This window comes from Streptomyces olivochromogenes, from assembly GCF_001514115.1.
In the GTDB taxonomy this organism is placed as follows: Bacteria; Actinomycetota; Actinomycetes; order Streptomycetales; family Streptomycetaceae; genus Streptomyces; species Streptomyces olivochromogenes.
Genome location: NZ_KQ948451.1, coordinates 173033 through 189096, shown reverse-complemented (window position 1 = coordinate 189096; position 16064 = coordinate 173033). Strand labels below are relative to the sequence as shown.

The following is a 16064-nucleotide window of genomic DNA, read 5'->3' as shown; positions in this document are numbered from 1 at the left end:
CACCGGAGGGAGAGTCCATGACGTCCATGAACGACCGGGTCGTCCCGCCCGCCGCCCGGCGGCGCAGGCGCCCCACCAAGACCGGAGTCGTGCTCTCCGAGGAGCTGATCGTCGAGACCGCGCTGCGCCTGCTCAAGGAGCACGGCGCCGACGCCCTCACCGTCCGCCGCCTCGGCCTCGCCCTCGGCGCCGACCCGACCGCCCTGTACCGGTACTTCCGCGACACCGACGACCTGCTCCTCGCCATCGCCGACGAACTCATCGGCCGCACCCTGCGCACCTGGCGCCCCGCCGGGGACTGGCGCGCCGACCTGCGGGATCTCGGCCTGCGGATACACGCCGGAGCCCTGTCGCATCCGCAGGCCGCGGTGCTCAGCTCCTACCGCGTCACCGGCCGGGTCCACGAGATCGAGGCCGTCGAAACCATCCTCGGCGTGCTGCGCCGAGCCGGTTTCCCGGACCCGGACGCGGTGCGGATCTACCACGCCTTCGTCGACCAGTCCCTGGCCTTCGCCGCCCTCGACGCGGCGAGCCTGGCGCTCCCGCGCGCCGCGCGCGACGCGGAGGCGGGCGTGTGGCGGGCGACGTACGCCCGGCTGCCCGCCGACACCCACCCGCACATCGCGGCGACCGCCCGTCATCTGCTGGTGGACATGCGCCGCAGCGCCTATCCGGTGGCGCTGGACATGCTGCTGACCGCGGCGGCGGCCTGCCTGGAAGAGGTCACCGAGCACGCCGGTCACGCCGGTCCTTTCCAGGCCCGAGCAGAAGATCAGGAGTCCGCCCGCCCATGAAGCCGCCCGCCCGATCTCCGAAGCAACGCAAGCACGACACCCTCCACCGGCTGGAGCACGACGTCGACTGCTGGGTGTCCACGGCCGACGGCGCCGGGGAAACGCCGTACCTGATCCCGCTGTCCTTCCTTTGGGACGACACGACCCTGCTGCTCGCCACCCCGGCCGCCAGTCCGACCGGCCGCAACCTGCGCGCGAGCGGCAAGGTGCGCCTGGGCATCGGCCCGACCCGCGACGTGGTGCTCGTCGAGGGAACCGCCGAGGCGCTGGAGGCCGTCGCGCTGCCGGACGGAGTCGGCGACGCCTTCGCCGAGAAGACCGGCTTCGACCCGCGCGGACTCACCACGGCGTACCTCTACTTCCGTGTCACCCCGCGGCGCGTGCAGGCCTGGCGCGAGGCCGACGAACTCACCGGGCGCGACCTGATGCGCGACGGGGAGTGGCTCGTGGCGGACTGAATTCGGCCTACGGGGTAACCGGGAACACAGCGGGCGGCCGCCGCCCGCGCCCGGAACCCGTACGGAGGACACATGGCACTGGTCACCGCAGGCGTCGTGGTGCTGGACTGCGCCGAGCCCGAGAAGCTCGCCGCCTTCTACAGCGAGCTGATCGAGGCCGAGGAGACGGACGCGACCGCGAACCGTGTGGAGATCAGGGGCGTCGACGGCATCCGGATGGCGTTCCGCCGCGACGTGACGGCGACGCCGCCCAGCTGGCCGCGTCCCGAGAACTCCCTCCAGGTGCACCTGGACTTCCAGGTGGCCGACCTGGACGAGGCGGAACGCCGGATCATCGGCCTCGGCGGGCGCCCGATCGAGACCAAGGACCCGTCCGGCCCGTTCGAGGAGCGCGGTTACGCCGACCCGTCAGGACACTCCTTCACCCTGCGCCTCCTCCCGTCGACCACACCCAAACAGGGCTGACCGCAACAGGGCTGACCGCAACAGGGCTGACCGGAACAGGGCTGAGCGCCCGGCCCGCGCCAGGCCGGTCTCGCGCGGGTCGCCGGTCCTCAGTCCCGGCCGCCCTTGTCCGAGGACGGCCAAACCCCCGTCGAGCGCTCGACGGCCTTCGCGCCCGTACGGTCCGCGGCGCTGCGCGCCACCGCGAACAAGGCGCCCTGAAGGGCCGCGGCGAGCAGCACCTCGCCCCAACCCCGGTCCTTGTCCAGGGCGTCGGGTGCGTCCTCCTCGTGCCGGATCGCCTTCCAGGTCGCCCGGAAGGCGATCCCGGCCAGCGCGCCGCTCGCCCAGCCCAGCGCGAAGCCGAGGGGCTTGTAGGCGAGGGGGAGCTTGAGTTTCCTCGGCTTCTTGGACACCTTCTTGGACACCTGGTCCTCCTTCTTGGTCGAGGCCGACGGTGTCACCGAATCCGGGCGCGGGGTAGAGGGCGTGGGCGTACGCCGAAGTGTGAGGCGGCCACGCAGGGGAAACCGGCCGAGGTGAACCGGAAGCCGAACAAGTCGGACCGCAGGACGCGCCTCACCGTGCTGGTCGCCCTGGGCGCCAACCTGTTGATCGCCGTGGCCAAGGCGGTGGGCGGCCTCCTCGCGGGCTCACCCGCGCTCCTCTCCGAGGCGGCTCACTCCGTCGCCGACAGCGTGAACGAGGTGTTCCTCGGGCGGGGCGCCGACGAGGAGGCGAGCCGTCGGATCCGGGCCCTGCTGGAGGCGCAGCCCGAGATCGACAGCGTGGAGGCGCTGCTCACCATGCAGCTCGGACTCGACTCGACCCTGGTCGCCGCCCGGATCGACCTCGTGCCGGGCCTGGACGGCGAGGAGGTCGAGGAGGTCGCCGTCCGCATCAAACGCTCCGTCGCCCACACCGTCCCGGAGGCCGACCAGATCTTCCTGGACGTCACCGACGCGGGTGCGGCACAGACCGCGGCGCGCGGGAAGGTGACAGCGGAAAGCCCCGCCGCGACGGGGGAGCGCGGCGGGGCCTGAGGCACGGGTGCCCGGCGCGCGACGGATCATGCGCACCGATTTCCACGAAATCTCAGTCCGGTCGGTCGGACGAAATCTCAGTCCGGTCGGACGGAATCTCAGTCCGGGTCGGTCGGACGGATCTTCTGTGAGGAGCGGTCAGTCCGTCGGCTCCAGCACGAAGACGGGGATTTCGCGGTCCGTCTTCTTCTGGTAGTCGGCGTACGGGGGGTACGCGGCGACAGCGCGCTCCCACCACTGGGCCTTCTCCTCACCCGTGATCTCACGCGCCGTCATGTCCTGGCGCTCGGCCCCGTCCTGGAGCTCCACGTGCGGATCGGACTGCACGTTGAAGTACCAGACCGGGTGCTTGGGGGCGCCGCCCTGCGAGGCGACCACCGCATAACGTCCGTCGTTCTCGACCCGCATCAGCGGGGTCTTGCGGATCTTGCCGCTCTTGGCACCCCGGGTCGTGAGAATGATGACCGGCAGTCCCGTGTCCAGCAGCGTGGTCCCCTTGGTGCCGCCGGAGCCCTCGTACAACTCCACCTGGTCGCGCACCCACTGCGTCGGGCTGGGTTCGTACTCACCCTCAAGAGGCATGACTTCCGTCCCATCGTCGCTCGTGCTGATCCTGTCTCGGCATGATTCAACACCAGCACCGACGCGAATCATCCGCACCCGGCCCGCAGGTGCGCGAGCTCCACTCCTCATGGCGACTCCTCACGGTGACTCCTCATGGTGCGACGAGCATCCGTATCGCCAGCACCACGATCACGGCACTCGACGCGAGCGCCGTGACCAGCCGCCCCCGGTGTCCCGTCAGCGCCCGGCCGAGCAGCGCGCCGCCGCCGGCGAGCAGGAGTTGCCAGCTCGCGGACGCGACGAACGCGGCGAGCACGAACACCCCCTGCTCCAGGGGGCGCACCGCCTCGGCCGTCCGGCTGCCGAGGACCAGGGCGGCGAAGTAGATCACGGTGGTGGGGTTGAGGAGGGTGATCCCGAGCAGGGTCAGGTACGCGCGCGCCGGGTGCACCGGGTCCCGTACGGACCGGGCCGTGAGCCGCTGTTCGCGGTACTGGCGCACCGCGCCGACCGCGCCGCGTACGGCCATGGCGAGCAGCACCAGAGCGGAGGCCCAGCGCAACGGCACGAGCACCGGTCGCAGCGCGGCGGCGAGCGCGGCGCCCCCGAGGGCGGCGACCAGGGCGTACAGCCCGTCGGCGGTCGCGACGCCCAGTGCGGCGCACCCGCCGGTTCTCAGGGACGTACGGGCGGTGAGGGAGACGAGATAGGTCGCGACCGCTCCGACGGGGATGGCGATGCCATAGCCCGCGAGAAGCCCCGCGACGAGCGCGGCGGTCACGACCGGGGAAGCTTGGGCCTCCGCGGACGGCCGGGCTGCTGCTGGACCCGCACCGGACGAGCGGCGGCGGAGGTCGGCGGCAGGAGGGCTTCGATCGTGGGCATGGGCAGATCCTGGGGCCCTCGAGCCGCCCGTGCAAGCGAATTACGCGAGGACGTCACCGAGCCACCGAAGGCGGGTGTGTACCGTGGAGGTAGCGGTTGGATCGAGCCACACACGCGCCGTACGTACGGCACCCGGGCGGCGGCCGAGGCCCGTGGGAGCCCGGCGGCCGCCCCGACCGGCGACGGTGATCGGCCAGATGGTCCGTCCGGGGCATCTGGCCGAACTTTGTGTGGCTCCTATAGGTGCCTGGGGCATCTAATGAAGATCGGCAAGAGGGAACCATCGCTTGCGAGGTCACTCATGACAGAACCCGTTGCCTTCCCCCAGGACCGCACGTGTCCCTACCACCCGCCCACCGCCTACGACGCCCTGCGCGAGGCACACCCCCTGTCCCGCGTCTCCCTGTTCGACGGGCGCAACGTGTGGGTCGTCACCGGGCACGGCACCGCCCGCGAACTGCTCACCGATCCCCGGCTCTCGTCCGACCGCACCCGCCCGGCGTTCCCGATGCCCACGGAGCGGTTCGCCCAGTCCCGCAACCGGCGGGTCGCGCTGCTCGGGCTCGACGATCCCGCCCACCACACCCAGCGCCGCATGCTCGTGCCGAGCTTCACCCTGAAACGGACCGCGGCCCTGCGTCCGCGCATCCAGGAAACCGTCGACCGGCTGCTGGACGCCGTGGAGCGGCAGGGCCCGCCCATCGAACTGGTCAGTGCCTTCGCGCTGCCGGTGCCCTCGATGGTGATCTGCGCGCTGCTCGGCGTCCCGTACGCCGACCACGAGTTCTTCGAGGAACAGTCCCGCAGGCTGCTGCGCGGCCCGGCCGCCGCGGACACCCAGGACGCGCGCGACCAGCTGGAGGCGTACTTCGGGGCGCTGATCGACCGCAAGTGGAAGGACCCGGGGGACGGGCTCCTCGACGAGCTCATCCACGAACAGCTGCGCGAGGGGAAGGTGGACCGCGAGGAGCTGATCAGTCTGGCGACGATCCTGCTGGTCGCCGGGCACGAGACGACCGCGAACATGATCTCGCTCGGCACGTTCACCCTGCTGCACCATCCCGAGCAGCTGGCGGAACTGCGCGCCGAGCCGACGCTCATGCCCGCCGCCGTGGAGGAACTGCTGCGCTTCCTGTCCATCGCCGACGGGCTGCTGCGGGTGGCCACCGAGGACATCGAGGTGGCAGGGGCGACGATCCGCGCCGACGAGGGCGTGGTCTTCTCGACCTCCGTCATCAACCGTGACGCGGGCACCTTCCCCGAGCCGGACGCCCTGGACTGGCACCGTTCGGCCCGTCATCACGTCGCGTTCGGCTTCGGCATCCACCAGTGCCTCGGCCAGAACCTCGCCCGCGCCGAGATGGAGATCGCCCTGCTGTCGCTCTTCGACCGGTTGCCCGGACTGCGTCTGGCCGTGCCGGCGGACGAGATTCCCTTCAAAGCGGGAGACACGATCCAGGGGATGCTGGAACTCCCCGTGACCTGGTAAGAGGCTGGCGGCCATGAGTATCGAGATCGCCATCGACAAGGACGTGTGCATCGGCGCGGGACAGTGCGCGCTGACCGCGCCGAACGTCTTCACCCAGGACGACGACGGCTTCAGCGCGCTGTTGCCCGGCCGTGAGGACGGCGGCGGTGACCCGCTGGTCCGGGAAGCCGCGCGGGCCTGCCCGGTGGGCGCCATCACCGTCTCCGAGAGCTGAGGCCCACGCGACGAGGCCCACGCGACGAGACCAGGGAACGACTCGACGACCGCCGAGGACCACTCGACGACCGCCGGGACCACTCGACGGGGACGGCCGACTCACGCCGGCCGCCCCCGCCGGGCGTCGGCCTGGGCCTGTCCGGCGGATCATGCCGCAGACGCGGGGCTTGGCGCGCCCTCCCTCAGGCTCTTCGAGCAGGGGGACCCCATCGCGTCGACGTCCTCCTCCTCCGCCTTGCAGCCGGACGCACCAGCCCCCGCTCACCCGCGTTCATGAGGCGCCGCCCGTTGCCTGCGACCTGATCCGCCGGACAGGACCTATCGTCGCTGGGTCTCGACGAGCACCCGTGCCGCCCCGCCCGCCTGCTCGGCCGGCTCCGTGCTTCGTGCGATGCCCGCGGTGACCATGGCGCCCTCGGCCAGCAGGAACAGCTGGTCGGTGAGGGCGCCGGGAAGTCCCGCGGCGGTCACCAGGCCGCCCAGGTAGTCCTTGAACGCTCCCTTGTGGCCGCGGACCTGGGCGACCACGCGTGGTGAGGTCGCGCCCAGTTCGCCGTATGAGTTGATCCAGGCGCACCCGCGGAAGTCGGGCTCGGCGAACCACTGCCCCAGCCATTCGAACACCGCCAGGATCCGCCGCCCGGGCTCCTCGTACCCGTCGACGTGCTCGGCCAGCCGCTGCCGCCAGCGCACGTCGCGCCGCTCGAGATACGCCTCGACCAGGAGCTCCTTCGCCGGGAACAGCTGGTAGAGCCGCTTGAGGGAGACCCCCGAGGCGCCGCGGATGTCGTCCATGCCGACGGTCTGGATGCCACGGGCGTAGAACAGCTCCTCCGCGGCGTCCAGCGCTTGTTCCCGGGCGGCGGCGAGGGCCTGTTCGCGGGCGGATGTGCTGTCCATACGGGGCTGCTCCTTGACGCGAGAACCAACGTTCTCTACGTTAGCAGTCGAAGGTGAGAACGCACGTTCTCCATTTGGGTCGAGCAGACTCGCGTGAACCTGAAAGGACACCCCCCTCATGAACGACCGCCCGCCCCTCCCGCCCTTCACCCGTGAGACCGCGGTCCAGAAGGTCCAGGCCGCCGAGGACGCCTGGAACACCCGTGATCCCCACAAGGTCGCCCTCGCCTACTCCGAGGACTCGGTCTGGCGCAACCGCGACACCTTCGTCACCGGCCGCGCCGAGATCGTCGAACTCCTCACCGCCAAGTGGGCGCGCGAAGACGAGTACGCCCTGCGCAAGGACCTGTGGGCCTTCGACGGCAACCGCATCGCCGTCCGCTTCCAGTACGAGTCGCACGACGCCGACGGGCAGTGGTGGCGGTCGTACGGCAACGAGCTGTGGGAGTTCGACGAGCACGGGCTGATGACCCGGCGCGAGGCCAGCATCAACGACGTACGCATCGAGGAGCACGAGCGCCGCATCTTCGGCCCGCGCCCGCAAGCCGAACGCGGGGACACCTTCCCGGTCCACTAGGCACCCAGCGTGTCCACCGGCGATCCCACATGTTCACTAGGGTTCCCCACGTGACCGGACACGCCGAAAAGCCCTTCCTGTACGTCGTCGTGTGCGCGGCCGGTGTCGCGCGGGACGTCAGCAAACTGATCACCACGGCACAGGAACGGAGTTGGGCGGTCGGCGTCATCGCCACCCCGCAGGGGCTCGGCTTCTTCGACGCGCCGGCCGTCGAGGCGCAGACCGGTCGCCCGATCAGGTCCGCCTGGCGGGCGCCGGGCGACCCGCGCCCCTTCCCGGCCCCCGACGCGGTGGCCGTCGCCCCGGCCACCTTCAACACCGTCAACAAGTGGGCGGCCGGCATATCCGACACCCTCGCGCTCGGCACGCTGAACGAGGCGTACGGCCTCGACGTCCCGATCGCCGTACTGCCCTGTGTGAGCGACGCGCTGGCGGCGCACCCCGCGTACCGGGGGAGCGTCGAGCGGCTGCGCGGGATGGGTGTCCGGTTCGGTGACCGCTACTCCGGGGAGCCGGGGGAGGACGGCCTGCGCGCGGAGTTCCCCTGGGGAGCGGCCCTGGACCTGCTCGCTCCCCGCGCGTGACGCCCGGAGGTCACGCGCGACGATAGATCGTGATCGAGTGGCCGACGTCGTCGATGGGCGTGGCGCCGTCGAGCAGCGCCGCCAGACGGCCGTCGGCCTTCGCGACGGCGGTGTCCGACACGGCGAGCAGTCCGTGCACCTCGCTCGGCGGCACCTTGCGCGGATCGGCCGCCTCGATCCCGTAGTACGAGGGCACACCACTGCCCTTGTAGACCAGCCAGACCCGCTCGTGCGGATACCGTTCGGACAGACGGTCGGCCAGGCGGCCCAGGTCCTGCCCCCAGTCGACGTTCGAGTCGTGCAGCCGCAGACGGGTCTGCGAGGGTCCGCCGAACGCCTCGTTGGAGTACGGCAGGTAGTACGGGAACGCGCGCAGCGAACTGATCGCGACGAAGCCGACCAGCGCCGCCGTGACGAGGTGGGCCCAGCGCCGGCGCAGGGCGACGACCCCGGCCGCCGCCACCGCCAGGAACACCGGGACGAAGAGGGCGTATCTGACGCCGAGGTCCCGGGACCCGGTCATGGCCACGGCCAGCAGGACGGCCGGGGGGAGCAGGACGTACGGGGCGGCGGTCCGCAGCCGGGGCACGGCGGCCATCACGCCGAGGCCCATGAGCCAGAGCGCGATCATGCCGAGCGGTGTCTTCACCAGCAGCGCGGCCGGCAAGTAGTACCAGAGCGAGCCGTGGTAGAGCCGTCCGAGCAGGAAGCCGGTCCACACGTCGTTCTCGAAGCCGAACTGGATCCGCATCCCGTCGCGGTACGGCCGAGGCACCGGCAGCCAGTCGATCACGAGCCCGCGCAGACCGTGCACGGCCGGGAGGTTCGCGGGGGCCGTCCAGCGCAGCTGCGGGTCGACGACCAGGTAGGTCGCCCAGACGACGGCGAGCGCCACCAGCGCCGTACCGGCCGCCACCGCCACCCCCAGGCCGACGAGCCGCGGTTGTGCGCGCAGGCCCAGGCCCGGCGTGCGGCGTGCCTGCCAGAAGGAGAGGAACACCAGGAGCAGCAGCACCGGCACCGCCGGCAGCGTGCTCATCTTGGTGGCGAGCGCCGCGCCGAGCGCCGCCCCCGCGAGAGCGAGGTGGAGCAGGGGTCGATGGCGCCGGGCCCGCCACGCCAGCCACACCGACGTCAGCAGGAAACCGGCGGCCGGTACGTCGAGTGTGGCGAGCGAGCCGTTGGTGATGACGTCGGGCGAGAACGCGTACAGCGCGAGCGCCACCAACCCGCCCACGGAGCCGACGAGTTCACGGGCGAACGCGAGGACGACCAGACCGAACAGCAGCGTCAGCACGATCACCGGCAGTCGCGCCCACAGCATCACCCGCCAGGGATCGTTGCCCGACTCGTACAGCAGCCGCCGTCCGAGCGCCGTCTGATCACCCGTGAAGTGGGCGTCCAGGTGCGGATGGGCGAACACCAGTCCGGTCGCGATGATGAGCTTGCCCAGCGGCGGATGCTCGGGGTTGAAGCGCAGGCTGTGTTCCCGCACATAGGTCTCCGCGGTGCCCACGTACACCGGCTCGTCGATCGTCGGCGTCTGCTGCGCGGCCGCCGTGACCATCGCGACCGCCATCTGGGCCAGCAGGGCGACCACCGCCAGCGCGAGCAGCCACCGCCGGTGCCGCCGGAGCCGATCGAAGCGGCCCGGCGGTCTGGCGGTGCTCGTGGGCAGGCGGTCGCCCTGCCTGCTGGCCATGGATGTCGACATGCCCTTTGATACGTCCGCTCCGTGCGCACCCGCTCATCCGGAATCCACCCGGCTTCGGTGCGAGTATGCCCGGTGACCTCTCGCGGGCCGGGGCAGCGTCCGTCAGCGCGTCCGGCGGACGTACTCCGCACTGCCCGGCGTCGACACCTGCACATCACGGCGCACGATGCTCAGCCGGCCCCCGTAGCTCGCGAGGGCCTTGCGCAGACCGCTGTCGGTGTACTCGATGTCCACCACCCGGTCGTCGAACGCCTTTGCGTACGTGCCGCACTCGTCGTACTGGCCGCACTCCTCGGCCACCGCGAAGTCGAGCTTGGTCCTCGACCTGAGCCCGGCCAGTTCCGAGGTGTTCTTCTGTCCGATGGCCAGCCCCCGGGCGTGCGCGTGGGCCGAGAGGAGGGTGATGAACGCGGTGGCGTCGCTCGCCGTCAGCAGATGGCCGGAACGGGTGTAGCTGTCGTAGTTGTCCGGCTCGACGGCGTCGAATCCCTTGTCGGCGCATTCGTCGACCCAGCGGTCGACCCGCGCGGCCACCCGCTTGCGCTTGGCCGGTGTGCGGAGGTCGAGGAGCGCCTCGTTCCAGTCGCGGTCCATGACCACCTTGCCGTGCGCGTCCCGCAGCAGCAGATCGGCCGGCCACGCCTTCGACTCGTCCGGCTGGGCCTGGAAGGCGTTGACGTAACAGATGTTGTACAGGCCGGGCGCGGGCGCGTCCGAACGGTCGCGACTGACGATGCGGACGCCGGACGGTGGCGGATAGGCGCCGCCGATCTGGTAGTCGAAGCCCGCGTGGAGCGGCGGGAGTCGTACGGCCGCCGTGCTCGGCGGGGAGGCCTTGCCCTGCTGGGGCGGCGTCCCGTCGTCCGACCCGGTCGTACAGCTCACCAGCGTCGCGAGTGCCACCAGGGCGGCGGCTGCCCCCAGGCCGGCGACACGGGAAACACGTTGGGCGGGAATGTCGGCTCCATCGATCGCGGGTACGACCCCGCCTCGGACGCTCCCGCGGTCCTGGCGACTTTGGCCGGACTCGAACGGTGTCCGCTACCGGCTGGGCGCACCTCTGCGTGCCCGGCGCGGCGCCTGGGCACCTCAGGATCAAATCGTCTCGACGACGCCCGAGTCAAGGCGGCCCCGCGACACCCGCCCGCGTCGCGGACCCGGCCCAGTCACATGACAGAAGCGTCGCTGTGACCTGCGGCGTGATGCTGACCGTCACCCTCTTGTCGTAGCCGCGGAACTCACGGAGGAGGACACCTCGTGCCCATCGGAATCATCGGTGCCGGAGCCATCGGACAGGCCCTCGCCTATCGGTTCGTGGCGGCGGGCGAGCGCGTCGTCATCAGCAACAGCCGGGGCCCGCAGTCACTGCGGGACCTCGCCGCCTCGATCGGCCCGGCCCTGACGCCCGCCACCGTCGCGGAGTCGGCCGAGGAGGAGATCGTCGTCCTCGCCGTGCCGTGGCGACGGCTGAGCGAGGCGGTGGCAGCCGCGGACGTCCTCGACTGGCAGGAGCGGATCGTCATCGACACCACCAACCCGCTCGGACCGCCCGACTTCAAGGTCGCCGACCTCGACGGCCGCACCTCCAGCGAGGTCGTCGCCGAACTCGTCCCCGGAGCACGCCTGGTGAAGGCGTTCAACACACTGACACCGGCGGTGCTCGGCTCCGATCCGCGCACCTTCGTCGGACGGCGGGTGATCTTCCTCTCGGGAAACCACCCCGGGGCCAACGAGCGCGTCACGCGGCTGGCGGAGCGGGTGGGGTGGGCGGTCATCGATCTGGGCCCACTGGCGTCCGGCGGACGGCTGCAGCAGTTCCCGGGCGGCCCCCTGCCGACGCTCAATCTGCTCCTGGAGCCCTGACCCACGCCGTATTGTCAGGACATGACCGCAGACCGCATCGAACTGGCCGTACACGACCACGGTGGTGACGGCCCACCCCTGCTTCTGCTGCACGGAGCCAGGCGTACGCTCGCCGACTGGGCCGCCGTGGCCCCCCTCCTCGTCCCCCGGCACCGGGTGCTCGCCGTGGACCTGCGCGGACACGGTCTCTCACCGTCGGGGACCTGGAGTCTTCCCCGGGTACTGGACGACATCGAGGCGGTACTCGAGCGGTACGGCCTTCCCGGCGCGCTGCCCGTCGGGCACTCGCTCGGCGGGATGATCGCCGTACGGTACGCGCTGGAGCATCCGGACGCCACGCCCGGCGCGGTGAACCTGGACGGATACGGCTGGGGCCGACCCGACCAGTACGTGGGCCTCGACGCGGCGTATGTCGAGGAGCGCCTCACCCAGGTGCGGGAGTCGGCGGCCGCGACGGTGTCCGGCGAACCGCTTCCGGTGGACGGCCTCAAGGACCTGCTCGCCGAGCAGCGCGCACTCTCCGACCAACTGGGCATCCCCTACGAACTGTTGGAGGCCGGGCTGCTGCGTACCGTGCGGCCCGCGCCCGACGGACGGCTGGTGGTGCGCCCCGAACGCGCGCTCGTGCTGGAGATGCTGGCCGCCGTCGACGCACTCGACCTCTTCGAGCTCTTCGACGCCTTCGCGCGGACGCGGCGGCCACTTCTGCTCGGACGGGCCGCGCGACCCGTGCCGCCCGCCCCCGGCCTGCCCTGGTTCGACGAACTGATGACGGCGTACGGGAAGGGGCTCGCCAGGGATCTCGCCGAACTGGCCGCGCGGCGGCCCGCCGTGCGGGTCGTCGGGATCGACGGTACGCACGAGATGCTCCTGGAGAGCCCCGGCGCGGTCGCCCACGCCCTCCTCGCCTTCACCTCCGAGGCGTTCCCCGGGTCCGACTCATGACGCCGCTCGGTGACGAGTGGATCGTCGGCCGGGACCATGAACTGGCCCTGCTGTCAAGGCTGGTGGACGCTCTCACGACGGGGCGGACCGGGGCCCTGCTGATGACGGGAGGACCCGGCGCGGGCAAGAGCGCCCTCCTCGACGCCGCCGCCCGCATGGCCCGCCGGTCCGGGGTACGGGTGCTGCGCTGCCGGGGGAGCGAGGGTGAGTCGGGCCTCGCCTTCGCCGGACTGCACCAGTTGCTGCGCCCCTTACTCGACCTGGCCGAGGGGCTGCCCGCACGCCAGCGGGCCGCGCTGCTCGGCGTGTTCGGACTCGACGACGGCACGCGGACGGTCTCCGACCCCCTGCTGACCTCGCTCGGCGCGCTCACCCTGCTCTCCGACGCCGCGGAGCACGGTCCGCTCCTCCTGGTGATCGACGACACCCACTGGCTGGACCTGGGCACCCTCGACGTCCTGGCCTTCGTGGCCCGACGCCTCGAAGGCGAGCCGGTCGCCCTGCTCCTGGCGGCGCGCGACACCGCCGTACCCGCACAACTCGACCGTCAGATCGACCGATTGACGATCGAACCGCTCGATCCGGCCGCCGCCGGACGGCTCCTCGACCATCAGCCCCGGCCACCCGCGGGACGGGCCCGCTCCCGCGTCCTCGAACAGGCGGCCGGTGTCCCCCTGGCCCTCGTCGAACTCGCCCGGGCCGTGGCGCGCGACCCGGCCGCCGCCCACGAGGACGCGCTGCCCCTCACCGACCGGCTGGAAGCCATCTTCGCCGCGGACCTTCCCGAATTTCCCCCGGCCACCCGTGCGTTGCTGCTCTTCGCGGCCGCCGCGGAGAGTGCCGAGCTGCCCGTCATCCTCTCGGCCGTGGGAGACCGGGCGACCCCGGACGACTGGCTGCCCGCCGAACGCGCCGGACTCGTCCGCATCGACGCCGACCGCGTCCGCTTCCGCCATCCGCTGATACGTTCCGCGGTCTACCGGGCCGCGACCTACACCGAACGCCACACCGCCCACCGGGCGCTCGCCGACGTCCTCGTCGGCGATCCCGACCGCCGTGCCTGGCACCACGCGGCCGCCGCCTCCGGCGTCGACGAGGAGGCCGCCCGGGAACTCGACGACAGCGCGGCCCGGGCACAGCGCCGCGGCGGCTACGCGGCCGCCGCGACGGCCCTCGAACGCGCGGCCCGGCTCAGCCCCGACCCCACCGTCCGCGCCGGGCGCCTGGTACGGGCCGCGACCATGGCGATGTACGCCGGTCACCCGCGCTGGGTCGGCGAACTGAGCGCCCAGGTCGCCACCCTCACCGACCAACCGGCCCTCCTCGCCGAGGCCTCGCTCCTGGCGGGCTGGGCGCTCGCCGTGACCACCCAGTTCGCGGGCTCGCTCGGCTTCCTGCTGCCGGTCGCCGAGGCCGCCGTCGACGAGGACCCCGTACTGACCCTCGACGCCCTGGCGACGGCCACCACACCCGCGTACAACTCCGGGGCCCCGGAACACCGCGAGAACATCCTGCGGATCGTGGAGCGCGTGCCGCCCCAGGACGACGAGACGGGCCGGCTCTGGGCCCTGGCCGGCTGCGATCCGGTACGGAACCGGGCCCAGGCCCTCGGCCTGCTCGCGGCCACCTGGACCGCGCCCCTGCCGAAGCCCGGATCAGGCGTCGACGTCCCGCTCTCCCGTCTGGTCGTCTCCGGCGGGGCGGCCTGGGTACTGGACGAGACGGCCGAGGCGATACGCCTGCTCGGCGCGGCCATGGACCATCTGCGCCGCTCCCCGACCTCCGGAGCCAACGCCACCGTGGCCCAGGCCCTCGCGCTGGCCCTCTACGAGAGCGGGTCCTGGACCAAGGCCCGCGCGGCACTCGACGAGGCGTACGGCCTGGCCGCCGAAGGCGGGCTGGAGAACGTGGTGGTGGGCGCGCCCGTGCTCCGCGCCACCCTGCTCGCCCTGCGCGGCGACACCGAAGAGGCCCGCGCCGCCGTACAGCGCGCCGTGCACGGCATCGACCTGCCCAACTGCCGCAGCCTGCAGGTGCGCACGCACTACGCGCTGGGCGCCGCCGCACTCGCGGAGGGCGACCACGCGGCGGCCTACGACCGCTTCCGCGCCGTCTACACCCGGCAGCCGGAGCCCGCGCCCCTGCACTTCCACGCCTCCGACTACTACCTGGCCGACCTCGTGGCAGCCGCCGTCCGCACGGGCCGGGCCGAGGACGCACGGCTCGTCCTCGACACGACCAGGCGGCGCCTCGCCAAGGGCGAGACATCCGCGCGGCTCACCGCGATCGTGCACCGGGCTGAGGCCCTGCTCGCCGAACCGGACGATGCCGAACGGCACTTCACGGCGGCCCTGGCCGACCCGGCGGGCGACCAGTGGGCCTTCGAACGGGCACAGGTCCGCCTCGACTACGCCGAGTGGCTGCGCCGCCGGCGCCGCGCGGTGGAGGCGCGCCCCCTGCTCGCCGCGGCGCTGGAGGTCTTCGAACGGCTCGGCACCCGCCCCTGGACGGACCGTACCCGCGCCGAACTGCGCGCCGCCGGCGTCACCCCGGCGAGCGCGTCGGCGAGCTCCCCGGACGGTCTCGCCGAACTCACCCCGCAGCAGCTGCAGATCGCCCGCCTCGCCGCAGCGGGCCTGACCAACCGGGAGATCGGCGAACGGATCTTCCTCTCGCCCCGTACGGTCGGCTTCCACCTCTACCGGATCTTCCCCAAGCTCGGCATCACCTCCCGCGGCCAACTCCGCGACGCGCTGCCCGAGCCGGGGGAATGACCTCAGTGCGGTGCCGCCGGGGCGAACTCCGTGCCGCACGGGCCCGCGCCCTCGCTCTCGGCCAGGGTGACGGGCTCGCCACCCATCGTCAGCGTGGGGTAATGGCGGCCGATGTGATGGGTGGAGCGGCCCACGTAATGGCCGATGAAGGAGCGGCGGAAGCGGTCGGCGCTGCGGTTGGGCCCGGAGCCGTGCACCAGACTGCCGTTGAAGAACAGCACGTCACCCGGTGCCATGTCGACGGGCACGACGGCCAGACCGGGCGGCGGCGGGACGTACTCCCGTACGAAGGACAGCTCCGCGTCCGCCTCCTCCGGGCAGAACAGGTCCATGCGGTGCGTGCCTGGCACCACTTCCAGGCCGCCGTTCTCCCGGTCGATCGCGTCGCAGGCGATCCAGGCGGCCACGCAGGTGCCCGGCTCGACCCGCAGATAGAAGTTGTCCTGGTGCAGCGCCTGCCCCCGGGCGCCGGGCGGCTTGAAGTAGAACATGCTCTGCGCCGCCAGGACCTCCTCGCCGAGCAGGGTCTCCAGGATCCGCCGCAACCGGGGATCGAGAAGGCGGCGCAGGGACAGCTCGCTGATGCGGTGCGGATGCATGACCCGGGGATGGGCGTCCAGCGGATCCGCCGGACCGCCGGTCCCGGTGGCCCGGGGTTCGAAGTGCCCCGGGACCGGCCCGGCGGCGTGCAGGGCCGCGAACTCCGCGCACAGCTCGTCGATCTCGGCGCCGGTGAACAGTCCGCGCACCACCACGAACCCGTTCTCCTCGAAGTCCGACCACCGCGGCCCGCCCATGTCCGTGACTGTCATCC

The 16064-nt window shown here is 72.1% G+C and carries 18 protein-coding genes; 11 read left to right on the top strand and 7 right to left on the bottom strand.

From position 1 onward, the window contains the following. Nucleotides 1–26 precede the first annotated feature (26 nt). The 3 genes from AQJ27_RS00865 (at nt 27) to AQJ27_RS00855 (ending at nt 1717) form a co-directional block, all read left to right on the top strand. A complete protein-coding gene (locus AQJ27_RS00865) occupies nt 27–794 on the top strand; it encodes a TetR/AcrR family transcriptional regulator (protein WP_067362567.1) in 768 nt (255 codons plus the stop codon). Then, nucleotides 791–1252 (top strand): pyridoxamine 5'-phosphate oxidase family protein, encoded by a 462-nt coding sequence (locus AQJ27_RS00860; protein ID WP_067360170.1) that lies wholly within the window; start codon nt 791–793, stop codon nt 1250–1252. Before AQJ27_RS00865 ends, AQJ27_RS00860 begins: the two co-directional genes overlap by 4 nt. Nucleotides 1253–1324: 72 nt before the next feature. Further along, on the top strand, nt 1325–1717 hold the full coding sequence (locus tag AQJ27_RS00855; RefSeq protein WP_067360168.1) for a VOC family protein: 393 nt from the start codon (nt 1325–1327) through the stop codon (nt 1715–1717). Nucleotides 1718–1806: 89 nt separating this feature from the next. Here AQJ27_RS00855 and AQJ27_RS00850 read toward each other — a convergent pair whose 3' ends face one another. After that, a complete protein-coding gene (locus AQJ27_RS00850; RefSeq protein WP_079064799.1) occupies nt 1807–2124 on the bottom strand; it encodes a DUF4235 domain-containing protein in 318 nt (105 codons plus the stop codon). Between the two features lie 111 nt (nt 2125–2235). Between AQJ27_RS00850 and AQJ27_RS00845 the strand changes: the two genes are divergently transcribed. Beyond that, complete coding sequence (locus AQJ27_RS00845; protein WP_067360166.1) at nt 2236–2739, top strand: cation efflux transmembrane domain-containing protein; 504 nt, start codon at nt 2236–2238, stop codon at nt 2737–2739. Nucleotides 2740–2877: 138 nt separating this feature from the next. Here the strand turns inward: AQJ27_RS00845 and AQJ27_RS00840 are convergent, their stop codons facing one another. Together AQJ27_RS00840 and AQJ27_RS00835 are read right to left on the bottom strand one after the other, a co-directional pair. Continuing rightward, entirely contained in the window at nt 2878–3321 is a 444-nt protein-coding gene (locus AQJ27_RS00840) for a nitroreductase family deazaflavin-dependent oxidoreductase (protein WP_067360165.1), read from the bottom strand. A gap of 133 nt (nt 3322–3454) precedes the next feature. Beyond that, the gene (locus AQJ27_RS00835) at nt 3455–4084 is read right to left on the bottom strand and encodes a LysE family transporter (RefSeq protein WP_067360164.1); all 630 of its coding nucleotides are present in this window, start codon (nt 4082–4084) and stop codon (nt 3455–3457) included. 405 nt (nt 4085–4489) lie between these two features. Here AQJ27_RS00835 and AQJ27_RS00830 point away from each other — a divergent pair, with 405 nt between their 5' ends. Then, the gene (locus AQJ27_RS00830) at nt 4490–5677 is read left to right on the top strand and encodes a cytochrome P450 (protein ID WP_235613424.1); all 1188 of its coding nucleotides are present in this window, start codon (nt 4490–4492) and stop codon (nt 5675–5677) included. A 19-nt stretch (nt 5678–5696) separates the two neighbouring features. Then, nucleotides 5697–5891: a ferredoxin gene (locus AQJ27_RS00825; RefSeq protein ID WP_054234301.1), complete on the top strand. Its 195-nt coding sequence runs from the start codon at nt 5697–5699 to the stop codon at nt 5889–5891. 320 nt (nt 5892–6211) lie between these two features. Here AQJ27_RS00825 and AQJ27_RS00820 read toward each other — a convergent pair whose 3' ends face one another. Beyond that, nucleotides 6212–6793, bottom strand: a complete 582-nt coding sequence (locus AQJ27_RS00820) for a TetR/AcrR family transcriptional regulator (protein WP_067360160.1) — start codon at nt 6791–6793, stop codon at nt 6212–6214. A 118-nt stretch (nt 6794–6911) separates the two neighbouring features. Between AQJ27_RS00820 and AQJ27_RS00815 the strand changes: the two genes are divergently transcribed. Further along, a complete protein-coding gene (locus AQJ27_RS00815) occupies nt 6912–7370 on the top strand; it encodes a nuclear transport factor 2 family protein (RefSeq protein ID WP_067360158.1) in 459 nt (152 codons plus the stop codon). 50 nt (nt 7371–7420) lie between these two features. Beyond that, entirely contained in the window at nt 7421–7954 is a 534-nt protein-coding gene (locus AQJ27_RS00810) for a flavoprotein (protein ID WP_067360156.1), read from the top strand. A 10-nt stretch (nt 7955–7964) separates the two neighbouring features. On the opposite strand, the gene AQJ27_RS00805 is transcribed toward AQJ27_RS00810, so the two are convergent. Then, nucleotides 7965–9656 carry a phospholipid carrier-dependent glycosyltransferase gene (locus AQJ27_RS00805; protein WP_201264240.1) on the bottom strand — a complete coding sequence of 564 codons (1692 nt, stop codon included), beginning with the start codon at nt 9654–9656 and terminating at the stop codon, nt 7965–7967. A gap of 114 nt (nt 9657–9770) precedes the next feature. Beyond that, complete coding sequence (locus AQJ27_RS00800) at nt 9771–10571, bottom strand: endo alpha-1,4 polygalactosaminidase (protein WP_235613425.1); 801 nt, start codon at nt 10569–10571, stop codon at nt 9771–9773. Between the two features lie 354 nt (nt 10572–10925). Between AQJ27_RS00800 and AQJ27_RS00795 the strand changes: the two genes are divergently transcribed. The 3 genes from AQJ27_RS00795 to AQJ27_RS00785 are packed head-to-tail and all read left to right on the top strand — an operon-like array spanning nt 10926 to nt 15250. Further along, nucleotides 10926–11531 (top strand): NADPH-dependent F420 reductase, encoded by a 606-nt coding sequence (locus AQJ27_RS00795; RefSeq protein WP_067360148.1) that lies wholly within the window; start codon nt 10926–10928, stop codon nt 11529–11531. 21 nt (nt 11532–11552) lie between these two features. Next, nucleotides 11553–12476: an alpha/beta hydrolase gene (locus tag AQJ27_RS00790; RefSeq protein ID WP_067360147.1), complete on the top strand. Its 924-nt coding sequence runs from the start codon at nt 11553–11555 to the stop codon at nt 12474–12476. Beyond that, the gene (locus AQJ27_RS00785; protein ID WP_067360146.1) at nt 12473–15250 is read left to right on the top strand and encodes a helix-turn-helix transcriptional regulator; all 2778 of its coding nucleotides are present in this window, start codon (nt 12473–12475) and stop codon (nt 15248–15250) included. The genes AQJ27_RS00790 and AQJ27_RS00785 overlap by 4 nt, the downstream gene beginning before the upstream one ends. Nucleotides 15251–15252: 2 nt before the next feature. Here the strand turns inward: AQJ27_RS00785 and AQJ27_RS00780 are convergent, their stop codons facing one another. Next, nucleotides 15253–16062 carry a phytanoyl-CoA dioxygenase family protein gene (locus tag AQJ27_RS00780; protein ID WP_067360144.1) on the bottom strand — a complete coding sequence of 270 codons (810 nt, stop codon included), beginning with the start codon at nt 16060–16062 and terminating at the stop codon, nt 15253–15255. Nucleotides 16063–16064: the final 2 nt, after the last annotated feature.

Coding starts and splice junctions, on each gene's coding strand:
- AQJ27_RS00865 (WP_067362567.1), top strand. CDS start 27: ATGAACGACCGGGTCGTCCCGCCCGCCGCCCGGCGGCGCAGGCGCCCC.
- AQJ27_RS00860 (WP_067360170.1), top strand. CDS start 791: ATGAAGCCGCCCGCCCGATCTCCGAAGCAACGCAAGCACGACACCCTC.
- AQJ27_RS00855 (WP_067360168.1), top strand. CDS start 1,325: ATGGCACTGGTCACCGCAGGCGTCGTGGTGCTGGACTGCGCCGAGCCC.
- AQJ27_RS00840 (WP_067360165.1), bottom strand. CDS start 3,321: ATGCCTCTTGAGGGTGAGTACGAACCCAGCCCGACGCAGTGGGTGCGC.
- AQJ27_RS00830 (WP_235613424.1), top strand. CDS start 4,490: ATGACAGAACCCGTTGCCTTCCCCCAGGACCGCACGTGTCCCTACCAC.
- AQJ27_RS00820 (WP_067360160.1), bottom strand. CDS start 6,793: ATGGACAGCACATCCGCCCGCGAACAGGCCCTCGCCGCCGCCCGGGAA.
- AQJ27_RS00815 (WP_067360158.1), top strand. CDS start 6,912: ATGAACGACCGCCCGCCCCTCCCGCCCTTCACCCGTGAGACCGCGGTC.
- AQJ27_RS00805 (WP_201264240.1), bottom strand. CDS start 9,656: ATGGCCAGCAGGCAGGGCGACCGCCTGCCCACGAGCACCGCCAGACCG.
- AQJ27_RS00790 (WP_067360147.1), top strand. CDS start 11,553: ATGACCGCAGACCGCATCGAACTGGCCGTACACGACCACGGTGGTGAC.
- AQJ27_RS00785 (WP_067360146.1), top strand. CDS start 12,473: ATGACGCCGCTCGGTGACGAGTGGATCGTCGGCCGGGACCATGAACTG.
- AQJ27_RS00780 (WP_067360144.1), bottom strand. CDS start 16,062: ATGACAGTCACGGACATGGGCGGGCCGCGGTGGTCGGACTTCGAGGAG.